This window comes from Thermoflexus sp., assembly GCF_034432235.1.
Classification (GTDB): domain Bacteria; phylum Chloroflexota; class Anaerolineae; order Thermoflexales; family Thermoflexaceae; genus Thermoflexus.
This window is the reverse complement of the sequence record NZ_DAOUCJ010000075.1, coordinates 49,454-72,062: the sequence shown is the minus strand read 5'-3', so window position 1 is coordinate 72,062 and position 22,609 is coordinate 49,454. Positions and strand designations below refer to the sequence as shown.

Genomic DNA, 22,609 nt, shown 5'->3' with positions numbered 1-22,609 from the left:
GCCCGCCAGGCTTTCAGATCCCCATAGGAGCTGAAAGAAGATGCCCGAGCAAACGATCGGCGAGGATGTGATCTATTACGCGGTCCACCGGGATCCGGAGGCGCGTCATACCCTGGTTTTGATCCACGGGGCGGGGGGATCCCATCAGGTGTGGCCGGGGGCCCTGCGGAACCTGCCCGGGGCTACCGTTTATGCCCTGGATCTTCCGGGCCATGGCCGCTCTCGCGGGCGTGGGCGATCCTCCATCGCCGAATACGCGGATCGGATTGTAAACTGGATGGAGAAGGTTGGGCTTTCCCGCGCCGTGTGGGTGGGGCACTCTATGGGCGGCGCCATCGCCCTGTGGGCCGCCCTCCACAACCCGGAATGGGTCACGGCGCTCGTCCTGGTGGCCACGGGCGCTCGACTCCGGGTCAGCCCGTTGATCCTGGAGGGACTGCGGACGGATTTCCCCCGCACGGTGGAGCTCATCCTGGAATGGAGTTGGGGAGAAAACCCGCCGGCCCGGCTGGTCGAGGAAGGGCGTCGTATGCTGCTCGCTGCGGATCCGGCGGTCGTTGAGGGGGATTATCAGGCGTGCGATGCCTTCGATGTGATGGATCGCCTGGGGGAGATCCGGGCGCCCACCTTGGTCATCGGCGGCACGGCGGACCGGATGACGCCGATTAAGTATGCGGAATATCTGTCGGCCCATATCCCGAAGGCCGAGCTGGTGCGGATCGAGGGGGCGGGACATATGGTGATGCTGGAGCAGCCGGAGGCGGTGGCGAAGGCCGTGCGATCGTTCCTGGATCGCATCGGTTGTTCATGCGACCGCCCTGGCCTCTAGAAGGATCCCCTTTGAACCAGCGAGAGATCTGCAGATGGTGGCGATCGGGATTGATATCATCGAGATCCAGCGGGTGGAGCGGGCGGTGGCCCGATTCGGCGAGCGCTTCCTCCAGCGGGTGTTCACGCCGGCGGAGCGCCGCGCCTGTCGGGGGAAGGTGTTCGAATACGCCGCGCGGTTCGCCGCGAAAGAGGCGACGGCGAAGGCGCTGGGGGTCGGCCTGCGGATCATGGCCCGCGAGGGCATTGGGTTCCACGACGTGGAGATCCTGCCCGACCCCCGGGGGCAGCCCCACGTGCACCTGCACGGATGGGCGGCGGAGCGCGCCCGGGTGCTGGGTTTGAAGCAGTGGGCGGTGAGCATGACCCACGATGGCGGTTTCGCCATCGCGGTGGTGGTCTCGACCGGCGCATGATCTTCCATTCCCCCAAAACACCCGATGAGCCCATTCGCCTGGCTTCGCCCACCGGATCAATCCCCCGTCCCCCCGGATCCCCACGATGTGCGGATCGCCGACCTGATCCAGGCGGATCCGGCGGGAGCCCATGTGGCGCTGATCGGCATCCCCTTCGACACCACGGTCATCGGCCGGCGGGGCGCCCGCGAGGCCCCCGGGGCGATCCGGCGCGCCCTTTACCGGATGACGGCTTTCGATCTGGAGAGCGGGGTGGATCTCACCGGGATCCTGCGCATGGTTGATCTGGGGGACGTGGCTGTGGTCCATACGGATGTTCACGAAACCCACCGGCGGGTCGCCGCCGTCATCGCTGAAGCCGTCCGCCAGGGGTTGCGCCTTCTGGTGCTGGGTGGAGATCACGGGCTCTCTTATGCCACCATCCGGGGCGTGCGCGAGGGCCTGGGAGGGAAGCCCATCGGCGTGATCCAGTTCGACGCGCATCATGATCTGCGAGCGCCTCTGGAAGGGGAGATCACCAGCGGGACGCCGTTCCGGCGCCTGCTGGAGGAAGGTCTCCTGCAGGGCTCCCATCTGGTGCAGATCGGGCTCCTCGGGGGGCGGAACAGCCGCGCTTACTATGAGATCGCCCGACAGCACGGCGTCCATATGATCCCGGCAGCCCGGGTTCATCCAGCGGATCCGGAGTCCATCGCCCAAACCGCGCTGGTGCATGGGGCCGTTGGGACCTCCGGGTTCTGGATCAGCCTGGATATGGATGTGTTCGATCCGGCATATGCCCCCGGGGTCTCCGCGCCGAGCCCGGGCGGGCTGACCGCCTTTCAAGGGTTGGCGATGGTGCGCCGGCTGGCCGCCCATCCGGCATGTCTGGGGATGGAGCTGATGGAGACCGCGCCGCCTCTGGATCCCGACGGCCGCACCGTTGCCCTGGCGGCCGCCCTCGCATATCGGTTCCTGGTCGGGCAGGGGGAGCTCCGTCGGCAGCGGTGAGGGACCGGCATTGCGCGGCGGATCTCCTTCGGAGTTCGGACGCTGCCGGCACCCGGCCCCCATCTTGACAAGGCTGAAACAACCCCATATAATTTAAGCAAACGTTTGTTAGCAAAAATGGCGCGACGAAGTCATGGGGATCGACGGAAAACCATCCTGCGGGTAGCCGGGCGGCTTTTCAGCCAGCGGGGCTATTACGGCACCTCCATCCGGGACATCGCGTCGGCGATCCGCCTGCAGGGCGGGAGCTTGTATGCCCACATCGCCTCGAAGGAGGAGCTGCTCTGGGAGATCGTGGATGAAGCCGCCCAGGCGTTTCTATCCAGTCTGGAGCCCATCGTCCGCTCCGAGCGTTCCCCTCTGGAGAAGTTCCGACTTGCGGTGGCCGTGCACCTGCGGGTGGTGACGGAGCGCCAGGATGCGGCGGTGGTGTTCAATCACGAGTGGAAAGCCCTCAGCCCCAAGCGCCGTGCGGACGTCCTGGCCCGTCGGGATGCCTATGAGGCGCTGTTCCGCGAGATCCTGCGGGAGGGAATCGAGGCTGGGGTGTTCCGGGCGGACCTGGACGTGCCGTTGATCACCCGGTTCATCCTGACGGCGCTGAACGGCGTCGCCGTCTGGTATCGCCCGAAGGGCCCCCTTTCGCCGGAGCAGATCGCGGAGGCCTTCGCCGATTGGGCGGTGCGGGGGCTTCAGAGGTGGGAGCCTGCGGAAGCAGTCAGGTGATGCCATCGGAGCAGAAGGAGGGGCGTGATGCTCACATATCGCATTCACGGTCACACGGTCCCGGTTCCGGAGCAGGCGCCGCCGCCTCAGGAGGGCCCGGAGTATGAGGCTCGCCTGGCGGAGTTCGAGGCGCGCATCGCCCGGGGGGAGAAGATCGAGCCCACGGACTGGATGCCCGAGGAATACCGGCGGCAGCTGATCCGCATGATCTCCCAACACGCCCACAGCGAGATCGTGGGCATGCTCCCCGAGGGGAAGTGGATCCCCCACGCGCCCACCCTCCGGCGCAAGCTGATCCTCATCGCCAAGGTGCAGGACGAGGGCGGCCACGGCCAGCTGCTGTATCGAGCGGCGGAGACCCTGGGGATCACCCGGGAGGAGATGGTCGAGGCGCTGCTGGCCGGCAAGGCGAAATATTCGGTGGTGTTCAACTATCCCACGCCGACCTGGGCGGATGTGGCGGCCATCGGCCTGCTGATCGACGGCGCGGCGGTGGTCAACCAGCTGATGCTGGCCCAGGGCTCCTACGGCCCCTACGCCCGGGCGATGAAGCGGATCTGTTACGAGGAGTCCTTCCACATCAAGCAGGGCTACGATGCCTTCGTGGCTCTGGCCACCGGCACCCCTGCCCAGCGACAGATGATTCAGGAGGCGGTGAACCGCTGGTGGTATCCAGCCCTGATGCTCTTCGGCCCGCCGGATCGGGATTCGGTGCACACGCCTACTCTGTTGCGCTGGCGGATCAAGACGAAGACCAACGATGAGCTGCGCCAGGAGTTCGTGGATCAATACGCGCCGATGGTGTTGCGCCTGGGCCTGACGATCCCCGATCCGAACCTGCGCTACGACCCGGAGACGGGGCACTGGCGGTTCAGCGAGCCGGATTGGGACGAGTTCTGGCGGGTGATCAAAGGCGACGGCCCGTGCAACGCCGAGCGGATGGCGGCCCGGCGCCGGGCCCACGAGGAGGGCCGCTGGGTGCGGGAGGCCCTGGCGGCGAAGGCCGTGCAGCGGATCAACGGAGGGGGCGATGGGCGATACGCAGTGGCCGGTTTATGAGGTTTTCCTCCAGGAGAAGCGGGGCGATCCCCACGTGCACGTGGGCGCGGTCCACGCCCCCGACCCGGAGATGGCCCTCATCTTGGCCAAGGAACAGTTCGCCCGTCGGGGCCGCTGCGTCAGCCTGTGGGTGGTCCCCGCGGAGGCGATTTATGCCTCCCGGGCCGAGGAGGCGGAGGAGCTCTTCGCCTCCGCCCTGGAGAAGGAGTATCGGGAGCCCCGGGGCTTCCGGGTGGCGGAGCGGGTGCGGAGGTGGATGGAGCGCCATGGCCAGTCCCTTCCCGAAGCCGAATGAGACCGTTGCCCTCCCGGATCCCCTCCGGGAGGCGGTGGGCCAGTTGCTTCTGGCGATGGCCGACGATGAGGTCCTGCTGGGCCATCGGGATTCCGAGTGGGTGGGCCACGCGCCGATCCTGGAGGCGGACATCGCCATGGCCAGCATCGCCCAGGATGAGATTGGGCATGCGGTCCTCTGGTATTCCCTGCTTCAGGAGCTGGGGTGGCCGGATCCGGACCGCATGGCCTACTTCCGGGATCCCCCGGAGTTCCGCAACGCGACGCTGGTGGAGCTCCCTAAAGGGGATTGGGCCTTCACCATTATCCGACAGTTCCTTTTCGATTTTGCGGAGAAGGTCCGGCTGGAGGCCCTGATGGCCAGCGCCTGGACGCCGCTGGCGGCGGCGGCGGCCAAGGTGCGGCGGGAAGAGACGTATCATCTGATGCACAGCCGGGCATGGGTGCTGCGACTGGGGGATGCGACGGAGGAGAGCCATCGCCGGATGCAGGCGGCCCTGGAGCAGGCATGGCCCCATGCCCTGGGGCTCTTCGAGCCGACGCCCGGCGAAATCCTGCGGGTGGAAGCCGGGATCCAGCCCCCGGAGGCCGAGCTCCGGGCCCGCTGGGAGGCGGAGGTCCGGCCGATCCTGGAGGCGGCCTCTTTGAGGATCCCGGAGGCGGAGCCTGTTTACGGCGGGCGGCTCGGCCGGCATACGGAGCACCTGGCCGCGCTGCTCGCGGACTTCCAGGGGGTGGCCCGTTCGGGGTTGGGGGAGACATGGTGAGCGAGGGCGCGGCGCTGACGCGCGAGGCGGTCCTGGCAGCCCTGGAGGCGGTGAAGGACCCGGAGATCCCCACGGTCTCGGTGGTCGACCTGGGGCTGATCTATGAGGTCCGGGTGAAGGGGGATGAGGTGGAGGTGGATTTCGCGCCCACCTTCGTGGGATGCCCGGCGTTGCACGTCATGGAGCAGGAGATCGTGGCGTGCATCCGGGCCCTGGGGGCTCGCAGCGTCCGGGTGCAGCGGGTCTATCGCCCGCCGTGGACTGCGGATCGGATGAGCGCGCGCGCGCGGCAGGCGTTGCGCGAGCTGGGGATCGCGCCGCCCCGGCCGGTCCCGGCGGAGATCACGCTCACGGCGTTTGAGAAATTGCCCTGTCCCTTCTGTGGATCCACCGATACCCGGATGGAGAACCTGTTCGGCCCGACTTCCTGTCGGGCGCTGTTCTACTGCAACACGTGCCAGCAGCCCTTCGAGGCGTTCAAACCCCTGTGAGGCCGAAAGGGCTTCCTTTCTTCCCCAGGATCTAACAGGCGGGCGAGGCCATCTCCGGCGGCCTCGCCCGCCCCTCCGGATCTTCTGTCCGGGCTTACGCGGCGCGGGTGATCCGGCCTCGGGCTATGGGGATGATCCCGTAGATCGCAAAGGACACGATGAAGGTGGGGAAGGTAGCCCCTACCGAGGGGGCCAGGCGGGTGAGAGCCTGGTAAGTGGCCACCCCGGCGGCCCAGGCCGCGAGGCCCTCCCACCGGATGGCGGCCGGTCGATACAGATCCGCCTCGGTGTAGGAGCGGCGCACCACGAAATAATCGGCCGCCAGCACGCCGAACAGCGGGACGAAGGCTGTGCCGATCAGGAGCAGGAAGTTCTCATACTGGGCGATGGGGACCGTGAGGGCCAGCAGGAGGCAGATCGCTCCGATCGCTCCGGCGAAGAGCGCTTGGCGGACCCCCGGCCAGATGTTCTGCAGGGATACGGCTGCCGAATAGATGTCGGCGAAGGCGTTATCGGTCTCATCCACCAGGATGATGGGCAGCACGATCCAGCCGATGGCCAGCGCCCCGATGGCTTCCACCAGCTGACCGGTCTGGGCGGTGAGGAGCAACAGGGCGCCCAGCCCGTAGAACCACACGTTCGCAATGAGATAGCCGATGTAAGTTCCCCAGAAGGCAGGCCCCGCCCGCCGGGCGAACCGGTTGTAATCGGCCACCAGAGGCATCCATGAGATCGGCATCGCGGCCACCAGATCCACGGCCAGCCAGAAGGGCATCTCCCCGGTCCCCGGTCGCCGCCACACAGCTCCCAGGTCATACGTGAGGGCGATATAAATCGTCAGCCAGATGGTGGTCAGCAACACCACCCAGACCGCAAATTTCTCCAGCCACTGGCGCACCACCACCAGAGGCCCTCCGATGGCCATCAGGGTGCACCACAGGGCGAAGAGGATCGCCCAGAAGGGGTAGCTGGAGAACCCGAGGAAGCGGGCGCTGATGAAATCCGCCGCCTGAGCCATGATAATGATCTCGAAGGCGCCCCAGCCGATCAGCTGGAGCACGTTGAGGGCGGTGGGGAGGAACGACCCCAGACGCCCGAGGGAAGGTCGAAGCAGCACCATCGTGGGTGCGCCCGTTCGGCTGCCGATGTATCCCGTGGCGGCCAGCAACAGGTTGCCCAGCAGCGTCCCGATCAGGATGGCCAGCAGGGCCTGGGGAAGCCCCAGGCCGGGCACCAGCAGGGCGCCGGCGGCCATCACCAGCAGCCCCACGCCGAGATCTCCCCACAGGACCGCGTAATCGAGGAACCCCAGGCGCCGTGCTTCCACCGGCACCGGCTCGATGCCCCATTCGGGGGGCGCCTGGATCCGTGGAAACGCGCGAGCCCATGCTTTGAGGATCGCCATGGTGAACCTCCCTGAAGAGGGTGTGGAAATGAAGCGGCGTGGGGGAACAAAAAAGCCCGCCGACGGGCGGGCGAGGAGATCGAAGCGGTCGCGACGGTCCCTCCGCCGGTATGACCCGGATCAGGTTCGATGGGTCGGCGCCAGGGCCGGCCTCCGGCCGGCAAGGCACCCTCTCAGCCCGCTTCCCCGCGGACTCCCCACGTCGCTTCGAAACGCGATTTTAGCGTTGCAAGACGACGCTGTCAAATTCCAGCGCTCTGCCAGGGCTTTTCGAAGATCTTACCCATCCCGGCAGGAGGTGGAGGGACACCCCCCGCAGCCTCCCGGCAGGGGGCAAAAGCCCCCTGCACCCCCCGATCTCTCAGAACATTGAAAAGCCCCGCGCTCTGCTGGAGATCTCATCCTCCCAGGCACATCAGTTCGCGGGGGAACGTGGTGAGGGATTCCGCCCCGGATTCCGTCACCACCACATCGTCCTCGATGCGGACGCCGCCCTTCCCCGGCAGGTAAATCCCGGGCTCGATGGTGAAGGTCATGCCGGGCTGAAGGAGCTCGGTGTTCCCCGCCACAATATACGGGGGCTCATGGACCTCCAGCCCGAGCCCGTGGCCTGTGCGATGGGTGAAGTGGGCGCCATAGCCGGCCGCCTCAATCACCGAGCGGGCCGCCCGGTCCACCGCCTCCGCCGGGATCCCGGGCCGCACGGCGGCGCGGCCGGCGGCGTTGGCCTCCTGAACCCGCTCGTAGATCCACCGCAGCTCGGGGTCCAGCTCGTCCACCGCAAAAGTTCGCGTGAGATCGGAGACATAACCTTCCACGATCACCCCGAAATCCACCAGCAGGAGCTCCCCGGTCCCGATAGGGCGGTCCGTCGGGATGGCGTGGGGGAGGGCCGTGTTTGGTCCGGCCACCACGATGGGCTCGAAGGCCAGAGCGTCCGCCCCGGCCGCGAAGCACGCCTGGATCAGCCGCCGGGTCGCCTCCCGTTCGGTCATCCCCCTTTGAACGTGGGGCAGCCATATCCGCAGCGCTTCCTCCGCCACTGCGACGGCCCGTCGAATCGCGGCGATTTCGTCCGGATCTTTCACCATCCGCAGCCGGGCCAGCAACGGCTCCGCCGCGATCGGTTCGGGGGAGGAAAAGACGTGGGCGAGCATGGACCATTCCAGCACGCGCATCCCCAGGGTTTCCACGGCGATGGGACGTCCGCGCTGGCCCACGGCTGCCGCCGCCGCCTGGAAAGCCCGTGCGGGCCCTTCCTCGTCGGTGTAAGGGAACAGGCGCCATGGGATCGGCGCCTGCCGGGCCTTCTCGATCTCGAAGGCCGGGAGGATCAATACGGGATCGCCATCCAGGGGAAACAGCGCCACGATGGGGCGCTCCATCCGATGGAAAGAGAGGCCGGTCACGTAGAACAGATTGGCGCCGGGGACCAGGGCCAGAAGTTCGATCCCTTCCCGGTTCATTTCCTCTCGCAAGCGCAGCCAGCGTGGGTGGGACATCGTCGCCTCCCGCCTTTCCGTCTCCGGGTCCTTTCCAACCCCCACCGCCTTTCAGGCCCGGGAAATTGGGAAAGCTCTCCTGATCAGTTTGACAAATTCTCCCGCTTGTGGCAACATAGAACCCCGGCATGGGCCGGGAATCGGTTCGACTCTTCCTTCAATACACGAGCTCTGGCGCTCCGCCGATGCCCTCATCGGTGGGGCGCCGGTTGTGCTTTTCAGGCACCGGGAAGGCGATCTCGCTCCCGGTGCTTTTTTTATATAGCCGCCATGCGGGAGGGCCCTCCGCATGACCACCATCCGTCTGCCTGGAGCGGCGGACATCCATGTGCACCTGCGGGAGCCAGGGGAGACCCATAAAGAGGATTTCGCCAGCGGGACGGCGGCGGCGCTGGCCGGCGGGGTGGTGACGGTGCTGGCCATGCCCAACACCCGCCCGCCCCTTACGGATCCCGCGGCCTTCCAGGAAGCTGTGCAGCGCGCTCGGGCGGGGGCGCGCTGCGAGGTGGGCCTCTTTGTCGGCGGCACGCCGGAGAACCCCGAGGTCGCTGCGGCCTTAGCCCCCCAGGCTGCCGGGCTGAAGCTTTATCTGGATGCGACTTACGGCCCTCTTCGGCTGGAAAGCCTTGCCGCGATCCTGCGCCATTTCGAGGCCTGGCCCGGCCACCGCCCCATCGCGGTCCACGCGGAGGGGCGGACCGTGGCGATGGTATTGGGGTTGGCCGCCCTGTTCCGCCAGCCGGTCCATTTCTGTCATGTCAGCCGGCGGGAGGAGATCCTCCTCATCCGCCGGGCGAAGGAGCGGGGCCTTCCGGTCACATGTGAGGTCACGCCGCACCACCTGTTCCTGACGGAGGCCGATTTGCCCCGCCTCGGCCCGTTCGGTCTGATGCGACCGCCGCTGGCCACCCGGGCCGATCAGGAAGCCCTCTGGGCCAACCTGCCGGTGATCGATGCGGTGGCGACCGATCACGCCCCGCATACCATCGAGGAAAAGCAGAGTCCCCACCCTCCCCCCGGGGTGCCGGGCCTGGAGACGATGCTGCCATTGATGCTTACCGCCGTCGTCGAAGGCCGCCTGTCCCTGGAGGAGGTCGTCCGCCTCACCGCTACCGGCCCGCGGCGGGTCTATGGCCTGCTGGAGCCACCGGAGACGTGGGTGGAGATCGAATGGGGCGGGCCCTGGACGATCTCCCGGGAGGGCCTTTTCACCCGATGTGGATGGACGCCCTTCGAGGGGATGACAGTGCGAGCCCGGGTGCGCCGCACCCTCCTGGAGGGACGGGTGGCCTTCGAGGACGGAGAGGTCCGCGCGCCCCCCGGCTCGGGGCGGGTGCTGTTCGCCGATCCATCCTGTTGACCCGATCCATTATTGCAGCGGCGATGATGCCGCCGCGAAAACGATCCGCAAGGAGGTGAACGATGGTGAGCCGACCGCGCCTGTTCCAGTTCGATGGCGTCGCTTCGCGGGAGCCGGTGAACCCGAACAACGGCTTCTACATGCAGGATATCCTCTCTGTCTCCCAGTTCAACCGGGAGAACCTGGCCTACCTCTTCGACATCGCCGAGGAGATGCGGGAGCTGGTCCGCCGCGTGGGCGCCTGCGATCTCCTCAAGGGCTATGTGATGGCCTGTGTCTTCTACGAGCCCAGCACCCGCACCAGCTCCTCCTTCATCGCCGCGATGGAGCGCCTGGGCGGGGCGGTCATCCCCATCACCCAGGGCGTCCAGTTCTCCTCCGTAGCGAAAGGGGAATCCCTCCCCGACACCATTAAAACCCTGGAGCAGTATTCCGACGTGATCGTCCTGCGCCACCCCGAGGTGGGCGCAGCGAAGATCGCCGCCGATGTGGCGGAGGTCCCGGTGATCAACGCCGGCGACGGCATCGGCGAGCATCCCACCCAGGCCCTGCTCGACCTCTTCACCATCCAGGAGGAGCTGGGCCGCATCGACGGCCTGCACATCGCCATGGTGGGGGACCTCCGCTTCGGGCGCACGGTGCACTCCCTGACCAAGCTGCTCACCATGTATGACGTGCGGCTGTCCTTCGTGTCGCCGGAGATCCTGCGGCTGCCGCTGGACCTGATGAATGAGGTCCGGGCGAAGGGGATCCCGGTGTATGAGACCTACGATGTGGCCGATGTGATCGAAGACGTGGATGTGCTCTATGTGACCCGGGTGCAGAAGGAGCGTTTCACCGACCTCAACGCCTATGAGCAGGTGAAGAACTATTATGTGATCACGCCGGAGCTGATGAAGCGGGCCAAGGAGCGGATGATCGTGATGCATCCGCTCCCCCGGGTGGGGGAGATCGACCCGGCGGTGGATCGGGATCCGCGGGCGGCCTACTTCCGCCAGGTGGCCAACGGCCTCTACATCCGGATGGCCCTGCTGGCCGCCGTGCTGGGCAAGGCATGAGCTGGAGGATCGGCCATGGAGTTCTTCGACCGATTGCGCGCGCGGACCGGGCCAGCCCGGCTGGGCCTGTGCGTGGGCCTGGATCCGGTGTCGGCGCGCCTCCCGGAATGGGCGCGCTGGCATCCGGATCCGGCCCTGGCCTTCCTGCGCTGGGTGATTGAGACCACGGCGGAGGTCGCTGCGGCCTACAAGCCCAACCTGGCCTTCTACCTGGCGCTGGGCCCCTCCGGTTTGGAGACCCTGCGGGCGGTTCGGGCGGCGATCCCGCCGGAGATCCCGGTGATCCTGGATGGGAAGTTCGGGGATATCGGGTGGACCGCCGAGGCCTATGCCCAGTTTGCTTTCGATGTCCTGCGAGCGGACGCGGTGACGCTGAGCCCTTTCCTGGGCCCGGAGGTGTTGCGCCCATTCCTGAGCCGGGAGGGCCGGGGGATCTTCTTTCTGATTCGGACCTCGAACCCGGGCGCGGAGGCCGTGCAGGAGCTGCAGGTTGGGGGGGAGCCCTTCTATCAGGCCCTGGCCCGTCAGGTCCAGAGCTGGCCTGGGAGCGAGCGGATCGGCTTTGTGGTCGGGGCGACGGCTCCGGGGGCCCTGGCTGCCCTTCGCCGTATGGCCCCCGATCGCTGGTTCCTGATCCCGGGGGTTGGGCCTCAAGGGGGGGATCCGGAAACCGTGCGGATCCTCGCCGGTCCCCCGGCGCTGATCGCCGTCTCCCGGGAGATCCTGGAGGCGGCGGACCCGGGCGCAGCGGCCCGATCCCTCCTCGAGCGCCTGCAGGGGGCGTCCTCTCCTTCCGCTGTCGCCCGCACCCTGGCCCGGTGGCTGTATGAAACCGGGTGCATCCGTTTCGGGGAGTTCGTCCTCAAGTCGGGCCAGCGCTCCCCGATCTATCTGGATCTGCGTCGGCTGGTGGCCTTTCCCCAATTGCTGGAGAGGGTGGCTGGAATGTATGCGGCCCTTCTGGAGCGCCTCACGTTCGATCGCCTGGCGGCCATTCCCTACGCTGCCTTGCCGATCGGGACCGCGGTGGCGATCCGGACCGGGCGTCCTCTGCTGTATCCGCGGAAGGAGGCGAAGACCTACGGAACCGCCCAGCGGATCGAGGGGGACTTCCGGCCTGGGGAGACCGTGGTGGTCCTGGACGATGTGCTGACTACCGGGGCCAGCAAGCGAGAGGTGATCCAAGCGCTGGAGGAGGCGGGCTTACGGGTCACCGACATTGTGGTTCTGGTGGATCGAGAGCAGGGCGGGCGGCAGGAGCTGGAGGCCGCCGGGTATCGGGTCCATGCGGTTGCCACCCTCACCGCTTTGCTGGATGCCCTGGTCATCGAGGGGAAAATCCCTTCGGCCGAAGGGGATCGGATCCGAAAGGCCCTGGGGCTGACGCCAGCCCCTTCGGCCTCGGGGTGAGGAACGCGATGGATGAAGCCGGACCGCGGCCTGCGGATGTCCGGTCAGGCAGATCGTTACGAATCCCCAGCATGGAGCGTCCTGGATGGGGGATCATCCGGTGGAATCCGAGTGGGCGTCCCCGCTGGATCTTTCCTGCGAGATCGCGGGGGTGCGTCTGCCGAACCCGCTGGTGCTGGCCTCCGGGATCCTGGGGACCAGCGCTTCGCTGATGGTCCGCCTGGCCCGCCTGGGGGCCGGGGCCATCACCGCCAAGTCGGCTACCCGGCTCCCCCGGGCCGGGCATCCCAGCCCGATCCTCTTCGATTGGGGACACGGGCTGATCAACGCGGTGGGCCTGACCAACCCGGGGGCCGAGGGGATGGCCGCTATCCTCCGGGAGGCCCGGGCCGAGCTGGCCGCCATGGGCGTTCCCCTGATCGCCAGCATCTTCGCCGCCAGCGTGGAGGAGTTCGTGGAGGTCGCGCGGATCCTGACAGCGGCCACGCCGGATATGATCGAGCTGAACCTCTCATGTCCCAACGTGGCCACGGAATACGGCGAGATTTTCGCCGCCAGCCCGAAGGCCACCGCCGAGGCTGTGGCCGCGGTGAAAGCAGCGGTCTCCTGCCCGGTGATCGCCAAGCTGGCTCCCAACGTGCCGGACATCGCCCGCATCGCCCGTGCGGCGGAGGAGGCGGGCGCGGATGCCATCACCGCCGTCAACACCATGCCCGGCATGGTGATCGACATCGAGGCCGGGCGGCCGGTCCTCTCCAACCGCGAGGGGGGCCTCTCGGGGCCCGCCCTCAAGCCCATCGCCGTCCGGTGCGTTTACGAGATCGCCCGGGCGGTGCGCATCCCCATCATCGGCACCGGCGGGGTCCTCACCGGGGAGGATGCCATCGAGATGCTCATGGCGGGCGCGACGGCGGTGGGCGTGGGCTCGGCGGTGGCCTATCGCGGGCTGGGAGCCTTCCAGGCCATCCGGAGGGAAATGGAGGAATGGATGAACGCCCACGGCGTCCGGTGCCTGCAGGAGATCCGCGGCCGGGCGCATCGGGAATGAGGGGGCCGGATCCGGATAAAATTAATTAAGAGTTGTGCTGCCTACGGCGCTGGATAGCCCGAAGGATGGAGGTGGAACCGTGGAGGAGCATGGCGTGGTTCAGCAACCGCAAGAGGGACAGGTTTCGCCGACGCCGCAGGAGGCGGCGGTGGCGGAAGCCGAGGCCTCTCTGATGGAGCAGCTCGAGGCGTTAAAGAAGGAGCTGGAGGCGGCGCGGGCGCAGGCCCAGGAATACCTGGAGGGCTGGCAGCGGGAGCGGGCCGCCTTCGCCAACTATCGCAAGCGGGTGGAGGCCGAGCGGGCGCAGTTCGCCGCGGAGGCGACGGCGCTGTTCATCCGCAAGCTCCTGCCGATCATGGACGACTTCGAGCGGGCCCTGCAGACCCTTCCGGACAACCTGCGTCATCTGACCTGGGTGGAAGGGGTTGCCCTGATTTACCGCAAGCTGCAGCTGGCCCTGGAGTCCGAAGGGGTGCAGCCCATCGAGGTGAAACCGGGCGATCCCTTTGATCCCATGCTGCATGAAGCGGTGCTTTACGAGCCTGTGCCGGGCTTCGAGGATGGTCAGATCGTGGAGGAGCTGCAGAAAGGCTATAAGCTGGGCGATCGGGTGCTCCGCCCTACCCTGGTGAAGGTGGCCCGCAAGGTCGAGCCTGTGCCCGAGGCCCCGGGGGACGAATCATAAAAGCAGGACAACGGCTTGCGGTTGTCCTGCATAAGAGTGAGGCCCCATGAGCGCATCCCGCAAGGACTACTATGAGATCCTCGGCGTCCCGCGAAACGCCACGCTGGAGGAGATCAAACAAGCCTATCGCCGTCTGGCCCGCCAATACCATCCGGATGTGAACAAGTCTCCAGACGCCGAGGAGAAGTTCAAAGAGATCAATGAGGCCTACGCCGTCCTCTCCGACGAGGAGAAGCGGCGGATCTACGACATGTATGGCCACGCCGGCCTGGAGAGCCGGGGGTTCCGCCCGGAGCCGGCGGATTTCACGGATTTGTTTGCGGACCTGTTTGAGGATCTCTTCGGCTTCGGGCCGCGGGTCCGGACGCGCCGGGCCCCCCGGCGGGGGGCGGACCTCCAGACGGAGGTGACGTTAACCTTCGAAGAGGCGGCGCTGGGGGCGGAGAAAGATATCGAGGTGATGCGCAACGAGCCATGCCCTCGCTGCCGGGGATCCGGCGCGGAGCCCGGGACAGGCCCCACTCGCTGCCCTACCTGTGGAGGGCTGGGGGAAGTCCGGCGGGTGAGCCAGTCGTTCCTGGGCTCCTTCGTCCAGGTCACCTCGTGCCCGACCTGCCGGGGGATGGGGGAAGTGATCGCCTCCCCATGTCGGGAGTGCAGCGGGGAAGGGCGGGTGCTCACCCGCCGTCGGATCGCGGTGCGGATCCCGGCGGGGGTAGACGATGGGATGCAGATCCGGCTGCCGGGCGAGGGAGAGCCCGGGGAAAACGGCGGGCCGCCGGGCAACCTCTATGTTCAGGTGAAAGTCCAGCCCCATCCGTATTTCCGCCGCCGGGGGGATGACCTGATCGTCCAGGTCACCGTGAACGTCGCCCAGGCCGCGCTGGGGGGTCGAATCCGGGTGCCCACCCTGGAAGGGGAGGAGACGGTGGAGATCCCGCCGGGCACCCAGCCGGGCCATGTGATCCGCCTGCGGGGCCGGGGCATCCCCCACCTGCGCCGCAACGGGCGAGGGGATCTGCTGGTGGTGGTCCAGGTGGAGATCCCGACGCGTCTGACCCCGGAGCAGCGGAAACTCTTCCAGGAGCTGGCCCGCACGCTGCCGGAGGGCGGCGTGCAGAAACCGGAGAAAGGGTTCCTGGAGCGCCTGCGGGAGCTTCTCGGCGGGTAACGATTCCGCGCTCTGTGGGGTTGGCGGAAACCGGTGGAGGATCTGTTCGATGCGCTGGCTGGAGATCTCGGTGCGGGTACCCACGGAGCTGGCGGACAATATCGCGGAGGTGCTCTCCCGCTATGCTCCTCACGGCATCGCCTATGATTATGGTCCCATCGAGACCGATGATACCGATTGGGAGCGTCCCTGTCTCCCCCCACCAATCCTCACCCTGCGGGTCTACCTGCCGATGACCGGGGACTGGGAAACGGCGCGGCAGCGCATCGAGGAGGGGCTCTGGCATCTGCGCCAGGTCCTCCCTTTCCCGCCGCCCCAGTTCCGGGAGCTGGATGAGACCCTGTGGGAGGAGGCATGGAAGGCCCACTATGACGTCCTGCGGGTGGGCCCCTTTGTGATCCGGCCCAGCTGGCGGACCGCGCGGCTGGAGCCGGGGGATCTGCTGATCGAACTGGATCCCGGGATGGCCTTCGGGACGGGCACCCATCCCACCACGCGGATGTGCCTTCAGGCCATCGCGAAATGGGTGCGACCAGGAGATCGGATCCTGGATCTGGGCACGGGCTCCGGGATCCTGGCGATCGCGGCGGCCCGGCGGGGCGCCGCCCGGGTCTGGGCTCTGGACATCGATCCGGTGGCCGTGCAGGTGGCGCAGGAGAACATGATCCGCAATGGAGTGGCGGATCGCGTGGTGGTGATGCGGGGTTCCCTGGAGGAGGCCCGTGCCCTGGGCGAGCGCTTCGATGGGGTTGTGGCGAATATCGTGGCCCCGGTGCTCTGCGGCTTCTGCGAGCGGGGGATCGGGGAGCTGTTGCAACCGAGGGGCTGGCTGGTGGTCTCCGGGTTCTTCCACGGGGAACAGGAGGAAATCGTCCGCCGGGCCCTGGAGGCCGCCGGCCTTACCGTGACGCGCCGCTGGATTGAGGAAAGCTGGGTCGCGCTGGGAGCCCGACGGAGGCGCTCTGGATGATTAAACGCCCGCCTCTGAGCCAAGCCGCCGGAGCTCTTCCCGAATCTCCCCGATGACCTCCTCATTCCAGATGCGCTTCCCCCCACCCTTCTTCGTGATCGAGAACACCACGAAGACCTTCCCGCCCTGCTCGCGCTGGAAGCGTGTGTGGGATTCATGCATCTGAGGAAAACCTCCGGATCATCATCGCCCGGGGATGGGTTCAAGGAGGTTTCGGGCTCCATATGGGATGGATCTCCGCCTGGATGCAGGCGTTCTTCCGCTGGCTCTATCACGAGGGATCCTGGGCCTATGAGGGGATCGCTGCCCTGGTCTCGGTCGGGCGCTGGACGCAATGGGCGATCTCGGCGCTGGAGCACGTGGAAGGGGTGCGGGTGCTGGAGATCGGCCATGGCCCGGGTCACCTGCTGGCGGCCATGGCTCATCGGGGCCTCCGCCCGGTCGGGCTGGATCTTTCCTTCCCGATGGCCCGCCGGGCACAGCGGCGAACGGGCTTTGCGATCCCTCTGGTCCAGGGTCGAGCGCAGGCCCTTCCCTTTTCCGACCAAACCTTCGATACCGTGGTGAGCACGTTCCCGGCCCCCTTCATCCTGGAGCCCGCCACCTGGCAGGAGGCCGCCCGCGTATTGCGGCCGGGCGGTCGGTTCGTGGTGCTGCTCGGCGCCTGGCCCCACGGGCCAGGCCTTCTCATGGGAATGCTCCGGATCCTCTACCGATGGACGGCCTGCCCCCGGGGAGAGGGTTCCTTCCTGGATGTTTTCCGCCTCCGGGCTCAGGAGGCCGGCCTGGCGTTTCGAGAATGGTCCGGTTGGGATGGGCCCTGGCATTTACAGGGGATGATCGCGGTCCGTAAGGATGGGGAAGCCCTGGGGGGCGAAAGACGTTTTGGGCCCGGCGAGCAGCGCGGCGACCAGGGCATGGACCGCTGCGCTGAGCCAGAGATGGCCGGTGAGCCCGAATAAGGCCGTGGCCGTTAGCGCGCCCCCCCAGATCGCCGGTCCCTGGGCTGCCTCCCGATCGCCTCCGAACTTCCACCGCGCGCCCCACCAGATTCCGAAGGCCATCCAGGCGGCCGGAAGGGGACTTTGAGGGAACCACGCCGCGATCAGGATCCCTCGCCCCAGGGCCAGCAGCGCCTCCCGGGCCAGGGCCGTGAAGGCTTCTTCCAGCCTTTCGCTCCACGGGACCGGGCATGGCCTCCAGAGGCCAGAGCTCCAGAGGGCCAGCAGCGTCAATCCTCCATAAAGGCCAGCCAGCCCGATCCCCCGGACCCAATCCGCGGGAGGCCATCCCAGAAACGTCCCAGGGGCGAAGCGAAGCGGCCCCACCAGCCCCGCTTCCCGCAGGCTGATCCATCCCACCCCCAGCGCAAGGCCCAGCGGAAGCGGCCCCGCGATGAGCGGCGCGCTGATCTCCACGAGGGGTTTTCCCCTTTGAGGGGTTCGACGCCGGAGGGCCGGGAGGGCCGTTTCCGCTATCAACGCCAGTATGCCCAGCAGCAGGGCCGGGATCCAGCGGCTCATCGGGTTTCCTCCCGGGCGGAAGCCTTTGCATCCAGGGCGGCGCCGGGCAACGGAACCTGAAGCCGGACGCGGGTGCCCCGGCCGGGGGCGGATTCCACCTGCAATTCCCCCCCGAGCAGCTCAGCCCGCTCCATCATGCTGAGCATCCCCAGGCTGCCCCGACGGCTGTAGTCCGCCCGCAACGCCTGGGGGTCGAATCCCCGCCCATCATCCTCCACGGTCACCTGGAGTGCGGAGCTTAGGCTCCGCACTCCTTCGCCCTCCACCTTCACGCGGATCCACACATTCCGAGGCTCGGCATGCTTGCGGGCGTTGTTCAGGGCCTCCTCAATAATGGAAAACACCAGTCCCTTCGCGTTGGGATCCAGGACCTGATCCACCCGCGGGTCTGCCTCGACGTGGATGGCGAAGGGCTCCGTCTCCTGAAACCGTTCAGCCAGATGGGTGAGGGCTGCCACCAACCCCTGGGATTCGAGGATCAGCGGCCGCAATCGGAAGAGGAACTGCCGCAGCTCCTGAACGGCCTGGCGGGCCATCCGTTCCGCTTTCTCCAGCTCGGAGGGAAGCTGTGCGGGATCATGCTGGAACAGCTTCTGGAGGAAATTCAGCCGCATTGCCAGGGCGGCTACGCTCTGAGTGGGGCCATCGTGCAACTCCCGGGCCAGCCGTCGTCGGGCCTCTTCCTCCACATCCACCAGGCGCTCCTTCTCCCGCTGGAGCGTATGGTAAAGCAGGGCGTTCTGCAGCGCAATGGAAGCCTGGATCGCGATGAGCCGTAGCAAATCCCGACGCTCGCCAGTGAAAGCCTGGGGGTCCAGGCTGCCGATCACCAGGACGCCATAGCGCTCCGGGCCGATCCCCAGCGGAAGAAGCAGAGCTGCCCGGGCGATGCGCATCACCACCAGCCGCCCGAGCTCTGGATCCTGGGCCGGATTCGAACAGAGCGTGGCCTCCCCGCTTTCCAGAGCCTCCCGGATCGCCCCGGCGATGCCATGCAGGCGGATCCGCTCATCCCGGGGCGGCAGGCGTCGAGCGGCAGCCACCTGCAAGCCCTCCGGGTCCAGGAGGGCGATGAACATCGGCGGAGCGGGATGGCCGCTTCCCCGGAACAGGCTCTCGCTGACCTCGAGGGTGGCGTGGAGGATCTCCTCGGTCCGCCGCATCTGCCCCAGGGCGGCGGCCAGCTCAAAGATCCCCTGGAGCTGCTGACGGGCCTGGGCAAGCAAACGCCGCTGGGCCAGCTCCCGCAGATGAAGCTCCCGCAGGATCTCCCGTTTCAAGCGATCGCCCACCGCCCCGGCCAGCAATGCGCCCAGGGCCAGAACGCTGCCCTGGACGAAAAAGGAGGGGAAAACCGAGACGGACCGGGTCCGGATCCATTCCCAGAGGACCAGTCCTCCCACCAGGCCAAGGGTGACCAGCTCTCCCGCCCACCAGTGGAACCGGAGGGCCGCGGTGAGGATGGGGAGGAAAGCGAAGAAGAACAGGGGGCTGTTCAGGCCGCCGGTGATCGCGATGAAGGAAAGGGTGATCAGCACATCGCCGGCCAGTGTGATGCCCGGGAGGGGCAGAGGGGAGCGCGCGAAGACCAGGGCCAGGAGGACCAGGAGATTGTAAAGGCCTGTAAGCAGGAGGAGGGCGATGAAGGCCGTTTCGGACGTCTGCCATGCGCCCCGGTTCAGGGCTGCTGTGATGGCCATCGCCACGATCAGCAACCAGCGCAGGTTGCCCAGCACCCATTCCACCTGGGCGGCATCCGTGGGCGCGGACGACACCGGTCGTGTTTCCATAGATCCTCAGTCCTCTCCTGGCGCCGGGGTTCGTCGGATGTTGTTCTAAGCTAATCGTAATCGAAAGCGGCGGAATCGGCCAGGGGTTTCGAAGGGAGCGCATCTGCGCTTTCCTCAGCAAGACCCCAGTGGAGGTTTGAGAGCTGCTTGGCGTGGCTCCTCAATCTCCAGACGGATTCAGCCGAAACTCGATACAATAAGTGTCATGATCCCAGCGACGTGGTCTGAACCTTCAGGCGGGGAAGATCATTCCCCTCCGGTGCGGCCCTGTGGCGGGCGGAGGAAGGATAGTAGAGCGGCGTGGGGACTCTTCCCCCCTGAACATTGCATCCCCAAGTTAGGGAGGAGTTCAGGCCTCGATGATCAGCGATCAGCCGCTTCGACGGGACATCCATCTTTTAGGGGATCTGCTCGGTGAGGTGATCCGGGAGCAGGCCGGGCTCGAGGGCTTTGAGCTGGAGGAACAGGTCCGGCAGCTGGCCCGGGCCCGCCGGGCCGGGGATGCGGAGGCGGAGAGGGCGCTTCGGGCGCTCCTCGAGGGATTGACGCTGCCCGAGCTCCATGTCATCGCCCGGGCGTTCACGATTTTCTTCGACCTGGCCAACCTCGCGGAGGATCGTCATCGGGTGCGGGTGCTGCGGGCGCGGGAGCAGGCGGTGCACCCCCAGCCTCGGCCCGAATCGATCGTCGAGGCGTTCCACCGGCTCCGATCCGCCGGGATCCCTCCCGCCTCGGTGCGCGCGGTCCTCGAGGCGCTTTCCATCGAGCCGGTGTTCACCGCCCACCCGACGGAAGCCAAACGGCGGACCGTGCGGGGCATCCTGGGCCGGATCCGGGGGATCCTGACCGAACTGGATGCGCCCGATCGATTGCCCCGGGAGCGGGAGGAGCTGCTCCGGCGCCTGCGGGCGGAGCTCACCGCCTTCTGGCAGACGGACCTGACTCGGGTGCGCCGTCCCTCCGTGATGGACGAGGTGGAGAACGGCCTGTCCTTCTTCGTCCGAACGTTGTGGTCCCTCACCCCTCGTCTGTATCGGGATGTTCGGGAGGCCCTCCGGGCCACCTATCCGGAGCTGGAGGATCGGGTGCCGATCTTCCTGCGCTTCGGCTCGTGGATCGGAGGGGATCGGGATGGAAACCCCCGGGTGACCGCGGAGGTGACCGCGCAAACCCTGAAACGCCACCGCCAGGTCGCTCTATCCCTTCATCTTCAGCAGGCTCGTGACCTCTTCATCGCCCTGGGGGTCTCCACGCGCCAGGCTCCGATCTCCTCCGCGCTCGCTCAAGCCCTGGCGGAGGCGGAGGCGCGGTGGCCGGCCCTGCAGGAGCGCCTTTCCCGTCTCTCCCCGTATGAGGGATATCGCCGGTGGATCGGTGTGATCGCCTGGCGCCTGGAGCAGACGCTGCGCTGGGACCCTCTAACGGGTGATCCGCCTCCGGAAGGCGCCTATCGGTCCGCCCGGGAACTGGTGGAGGATCTGGAGCGGATGCGGGAGAGCCTCCGGGAAGGCCGTGGGGAGCGCATCGCCGAGGGCTTCCTGTGGGACTGGTGGATCCAGGCTCAGGTGTTTGGGTTCCATATCGCCCGCCTGGATGTGCGTCAGGAAGCGCGACGCCACGCGGAAGCGATCGCCGAGGTGCTTCGAGCGGCAGGGGTGGCGGACGATCTGCCGTGTTCCGAGGAAGAGCGGATCGCCCTTCTGATGGAGACTTTCCCTCGCGCGGCGGAGCTGGTGGAGCGGATGGCCCCATCGCCGGAGACGACGGAGGTCCTCGCGGTGTTCCGCCTGATCCATCAGGCCGCTCAGGCCTATGGCCCCGAGGCCCTGGGGCCGTATATCATCAGCATGGCCCACAGCCCGGCGGATGTGCTGGCCGTGCTCTGGCTGATGGCCGGCGCCAACGGCCTTTCAGCCCCTCCAGCGTTCTTCCAGGTTGCGCCGTTATTCGAGACCATCTCCACGCTGCGGGAAGCGCCCGGGATCCTGGATCGGATGCTTTCCCTGCCTCCGTATCGGGAGCATCTGAGCCGCCAGGGGGATCATCAGGTGGTGATGATCGGCTACTCAGATAGCACCAAGGATGGCGGATATCTGGCCGCTGTCTGGGGCCTTTATCGGGCCCAGGCGGAGATGGTCCGGGTGGCCCGCGCCCATGGGGTCACCCTCACCTTCTTCCATGGGCGGGGCGGGGCCCTGGGGCGGGGCGGCGGCCCGGCGGCCCGGAGCATCCTGGGTCTCCCGCCCGACGCGGTGGGCGGACGCCTGCGCATGACCGAGCAGGGCGAGGTGCTGGCGGAACGTTACGACGATCCGCAGATCGCTTACCGCCATCTGGAACAGGTCCTGTGGGCGACGCTGCTGGTCTCCGCCCTGCCTTCCCCGGAGCCGGAGGCGGCATGGGTGGAAGCGATGGAGCGGATGAGCGAGGCGGCTTACCGAGCATATCGGGAGCTCCTGGAGATCCCCGGCTTTCTCACCTATTTTGAACATGCGACGCCCATCGATGGCATCGAGGAGCTCCCCATCGCCTCCCGCCCTGCCCGCCGACGCCCGGAGCGGCGACTGGAAGATCTGCGGGCGATCCCCTGGGTGTTCTCCTGGACCCAGAGCCGCCATCTGCTTCCGGGGTGGTTCGGGTTGGGGACCGGCGTGGAAGCCTTCGTGCGGGCGGAAGGGGCCTCCGGCTGGTCGCTTCTGGAGGAGATGGCCCGCCGCTGGCCGTTCTTCCAGGTGGTCCTGGCGGATGCGGCGCTGGCCCTCGCGAAGACTGACCTGGGGATCGCCCGGGCCTACGCCGAGCTGGTCCCCGACGAATCCGTCCGCGAGGCGATCTGGTCCCGGATCGAGAGGGAATACGATCGAACGCGGCGGGCGATTCTGCGCATCATGGGTTTGCCCGATCTCCTGGAGGATATCCCGTGGCTGAAGCGCTCGATCCAGGTGCGAAACCCTTATGTGGATCCCCTGAACTTCATCCAGATCCTTTTGCTTCGGCGCTGGCGGGGACAGCCGGAGGCGGAGGGACTGCGGGAGGCCCTGTGGCTCACCATTCAGGGGGTCGCGGCCGGGTTGCGCACCACGGGGTAAAGGAAGGCCCGGGTGGGCGGGCGCCTT

Annotated in this window: 21 protein-coding genes and 1 riboswitch; of the genes, 17 read left to right on the top strand and 4 right to left on the bottom strand. The window is 67.3% G+C overall.

Annotated elements, in window-relative coordinates:
• The first annotated feature begins 40 nt into the window (after positions 1 to 40).
• From VAE54_RS09060 to paaD, 8 genes are all read left to right on the top strand, one after another.
• On the top strand, positions 41 to 829 hold the full coding sequence (locus VAE54_RS09060; RefSeq protein WP_322801637.1) for an alpha/beta hydrolase: 789 nt from the start codon (positions 41 to 43) through the stop codon (positions 827 to 829).
• Between the two features lie 34 nt (positions 830 to 863).
• Complete coding sequence (gene acpS, locus VAE54_RS09055) at positions 864 to 1,244, top strand: holo-ACP synthase (protein ID WP_322801636.1); 381 nt, start codon at positions 864 to 866, stop codon at positions 1,242 to 1,244.
• 24 nt (positions 1,245 to 1,268) lie between these two features.
• Complete coding sequence (hutG, locus tag VAE54_RS09050) at positions 1,269 to 2,234, top strand: formimidoylglutamase (RefSeq protein WP_322801635.1); 966 nt, start codon at positions 1,269 to 1,271, stop codon at positions 2,232 to 2,234.
• A gap of 117 nt (positions 2,235 to 2,351) precedes the next feature.
• Entirely contained in the window at positions 2,352 to 2,960 is a 609-nt protein-coding gene (locus tag VAE54_RS09045) for a TetR/AcrR family transcriptional regulator (RefSeq protein WP_322801634.1), read from the top strand.
• A gap of 27 nt (positions 2,961 to 2,987) precedes the next feature.
• A complete protein-coding gene (gene paaA / locus VAE54_RS09040) occupies positions 2,988 to 4,019 on the top strand; it encodes a 1,2-phenylacetyl-CoA epoxidase subunit PaaA (RefSeq protein ID WP_322801633.1) in 1,032 nt (343 codons plus the stop codon).
• Positions 3,991 to 4,314, top strand: a complete 324-nt coding sequence (gene paaB, locus VAE54_RS09035; protein WP_322801632.1) for a 1,2-phenylacetyl-CoA epoxidase subunit PaaB — start codon at positions 3,991 to 3,993, stop codon at positions 4,312 to 4,314. Before paaA ends, paaB begins: the two co-directional genes overlap by 29 nt.
• The gene (gene paaC / locus VAE54_RS09030) at positions 4,286 to 5,080 is read left to right on the top strand and encodes a 1,2-phenylacetyl-CoA epoxidase subunit PaaC (RefSeq protein ID WP_322801631.1); all 795 of its coding nucleotides are present in this window, start codon (positions 4,286 to 4,288) and stop codon (positions 5,078 to 5,080) included. Before paaB ends, paaC begins: the two co-directional genes overlap by 29 nt.
• Positions 5,077 to 5,571: a 1,2-phenylacetyl-CoA epoxidase subunit PaaD gene (gene paaD / locus VAE54_RS09025; protein WP_322801630.1), complete on the top strand. Its 495-nt coding sequence runs from the start codon at positions 5,077 to 5,079 to the stop codon at positions 5,569 to 5,571. The genes paaC and paaD overlap by 4 nt, the downstream gene beginning before the upstream one ends.
• A gap of 94 nt (positions 5,572 to 5,665) precedes the next feature.
• On the opposite strand, the gene cytX is transcribed toward paaD, so the two are convergent.
• Both cytX and VAE54_RS09015 read right to left on the bottom strand, forming a co-directional pair.
• A complete protein-coding gene (cytX, locus tag VAE54_RS09020; protein ID WP_322801629.1) occupies positions 5,666 to 6,976 on the bottom strand; it encodes a putative hydroxymethylpyrimidine transporter CytX in 1,311 nt (436 codons plus the stop codon).
• 79 nt (positions 6,977 to 7,055) lie between these two features.
• Positions 7,056 to 7,186: riboswitch (TPP riboswitch) on the bottom strand.
• A gap of 188 nt (positions 7,187 to 7,374) precedes the next feature.
• The gene (locus tag VAE54_RS09015; RefSeq protein ID WP_322801628.1) at positions 7,375 to 8,478 is read right to left on the bottom strand and encodes a Xaa-Pro peptidase family protein; all 1,104 of its coding nucleotides are present in this window, start codon (positions 8,476 to 8,478) and stop codon (positions 7,375 to 7,377) included.
• A 289-nt stretch (positions 8,479 to 8,767) separates the two neighbouring features.
• Between VAE54_RS09015 and VAE54_RS09010 the strand changes: the two genes are divergently transcribed.
• The 7 genes from VAE54_RS09010 to prmA all read left to right on the top strand — a co-directional run bounded on the left by VAE54_RS09010 (position 8,768) and on the right by prmA (position 16,180).
• Positions 8,768 to 9,838, top strand: a complete 1,071-nt coding sequence (locus tag VAE54_RS09010; RefSeq protein ID WP_322801627.1) for an amidohydrolase family protein — start codon at positions 8,768 to 8,770, stop codon at positions 9,836 to 9,838.
• A 140-nt stretch (positions 9,839 to 9,978) separates the two neighbouring features.
• The gene (gene pyrB, locus VAE54_RS09005; protein WP_416223793.1) at positions 9,979 to 10,896 is read left to right on the top strand and encodes an aspartate carbamoyltransferase; all 918 of its coding nucleotides are present in this window, start codon (positions 9,979 to 9,981) and stop codon (positions 10,894 to 10,896) included.
• Positions 10,897 to 10,911: 15 nt separating this feature from the next.
• Positions 10,912 to 12,306 carry an orotidine-5'-phosphate decarboxylase gene (gene pyrF, locus VAE54_RS09000; RefSeq protein WP_322801625.1) on the top strand — a complete coding sequence of 465 codons (1,395 nt, stop codon included), beginning with the start codon at positions 10,912 to 10,914 and terminating at the stop codon, positions 12,304 to 12,306.
• An 85-nt stretch (positions 12,307 to 12,391) separates the two neighbouring features.
• Entirely contained in the window at positions 12,392 to 13,354 is a 963-nt protein-coding gene (locus VAE54_RS08995) for a dihydroorotate dehydrogenase (protein WP_322801624.1), read from the top strand.
• Positions 13,355 to 13,433: 79 nt separating this feature from the next.
• The gene (locus VAE54_RS08990; protein ID WP_322801623.1) at positions 13,434 to 14,039 is read left to right on the top strand and encodes a nucleotide exchange factor GrpE; all 606 of its coding nucleotides are present in this window, start codon (positions 13,434 to 13,436) and stop codon (positions 14,037 to 14,039) included.
• Positions 14,040 to 14,085: 46 nt separating this feature from the next.
• On the top strand, positions 14,086 to 15,210 hold the full coding sequence (gene dnaJ, locus VAE54_RS08985) for a molecular chaperone DnaJ (protein ID WP_322801622.1): 1,125 nt from the start codon (positions 14,086 to 14,088) through the stop codon (positions 15,208 to 15,210).
• A 49-nt stretch (positions 15,211 to 15,259) separates the two neighbouring features.
• The gene (gene prmA, locus VAE54_RS08980) at positions 15,260 to 16,180 is read left to right on the top strand and encodes a 50S ribosomal protein L11 methyltransferase (RefSeq protein WP_322801621.1); all 921 of its coding nucleotides are present in this window, start codon (positions 15,260 to 15,262) and stop codon (positions 16,178 to 16,180) included.
• Here prmA and VAE54_RS08975 read toward each other — a convergent pair whose 3' ends face one another.
• On the bottom strand, positions 16,181 to 16,342 hold the full coding sequence (locus VAE54_RS08975) for a hypothetical protein (RefSeq protein WP_322801620.1): 162 nt from the start codon (positions 16,340 to 16,342) through the stop codon (positions 16,181 to 16,183).
• Between the two features lie 62 nt (positions 16,343 to 16,404).
• On the opposite strand from VAE54_RS08975, the gene VAE54_RS08970 reads away from it, so the two are divergent.
• Entirely contained in the window at positions 16,405 to 17,142 is a 738-nt protein-coding gene (locus VAE54_RS08970; RefSeq protein ID WP_322801619.1) for a class I SAM-dependent methyltransferase, read from the top strand.
• Positions 17,143 to 17,699: 557 nt separating this feature from the next.
• Here VAE54_RS08970 and VAE54_RS08965 read toward each other — a convergent pair.
• Positions 17,700 to 19,493, bottom strand: coding sequence for a GAF domain-containing sensor histidine kinase (locus VAE54_RS08965; RefSeq protein ID WP_322801618.1), 1,794 nt, complete (start codon positions 19,491 to 19,493; stop codon positions 17,700 to 17,702).
• Between the two features lie 359 nt (positions 19,494 to 19,852).
• Between VAE54_RS08965 and ppc the strand changes: the two genes are divergently transcribed.
• Positions 19,853 to 22,582 carry a phosphoenolpyruvate carboxylase gene (gene ppc / locus VAE54_RS08960; protein WP_322801617.1) on the top strand — a complete coding sequence of 910 codons (2,730 nt, stop codon included), beginning with the start codon at positions 19,853 to 19,855 and terminating at the stop codon, positions 22,580 to 22,582.
• The last annotated feature ends 27 nt before the right edge of the window (positions 22,583 to 22,609 follow it).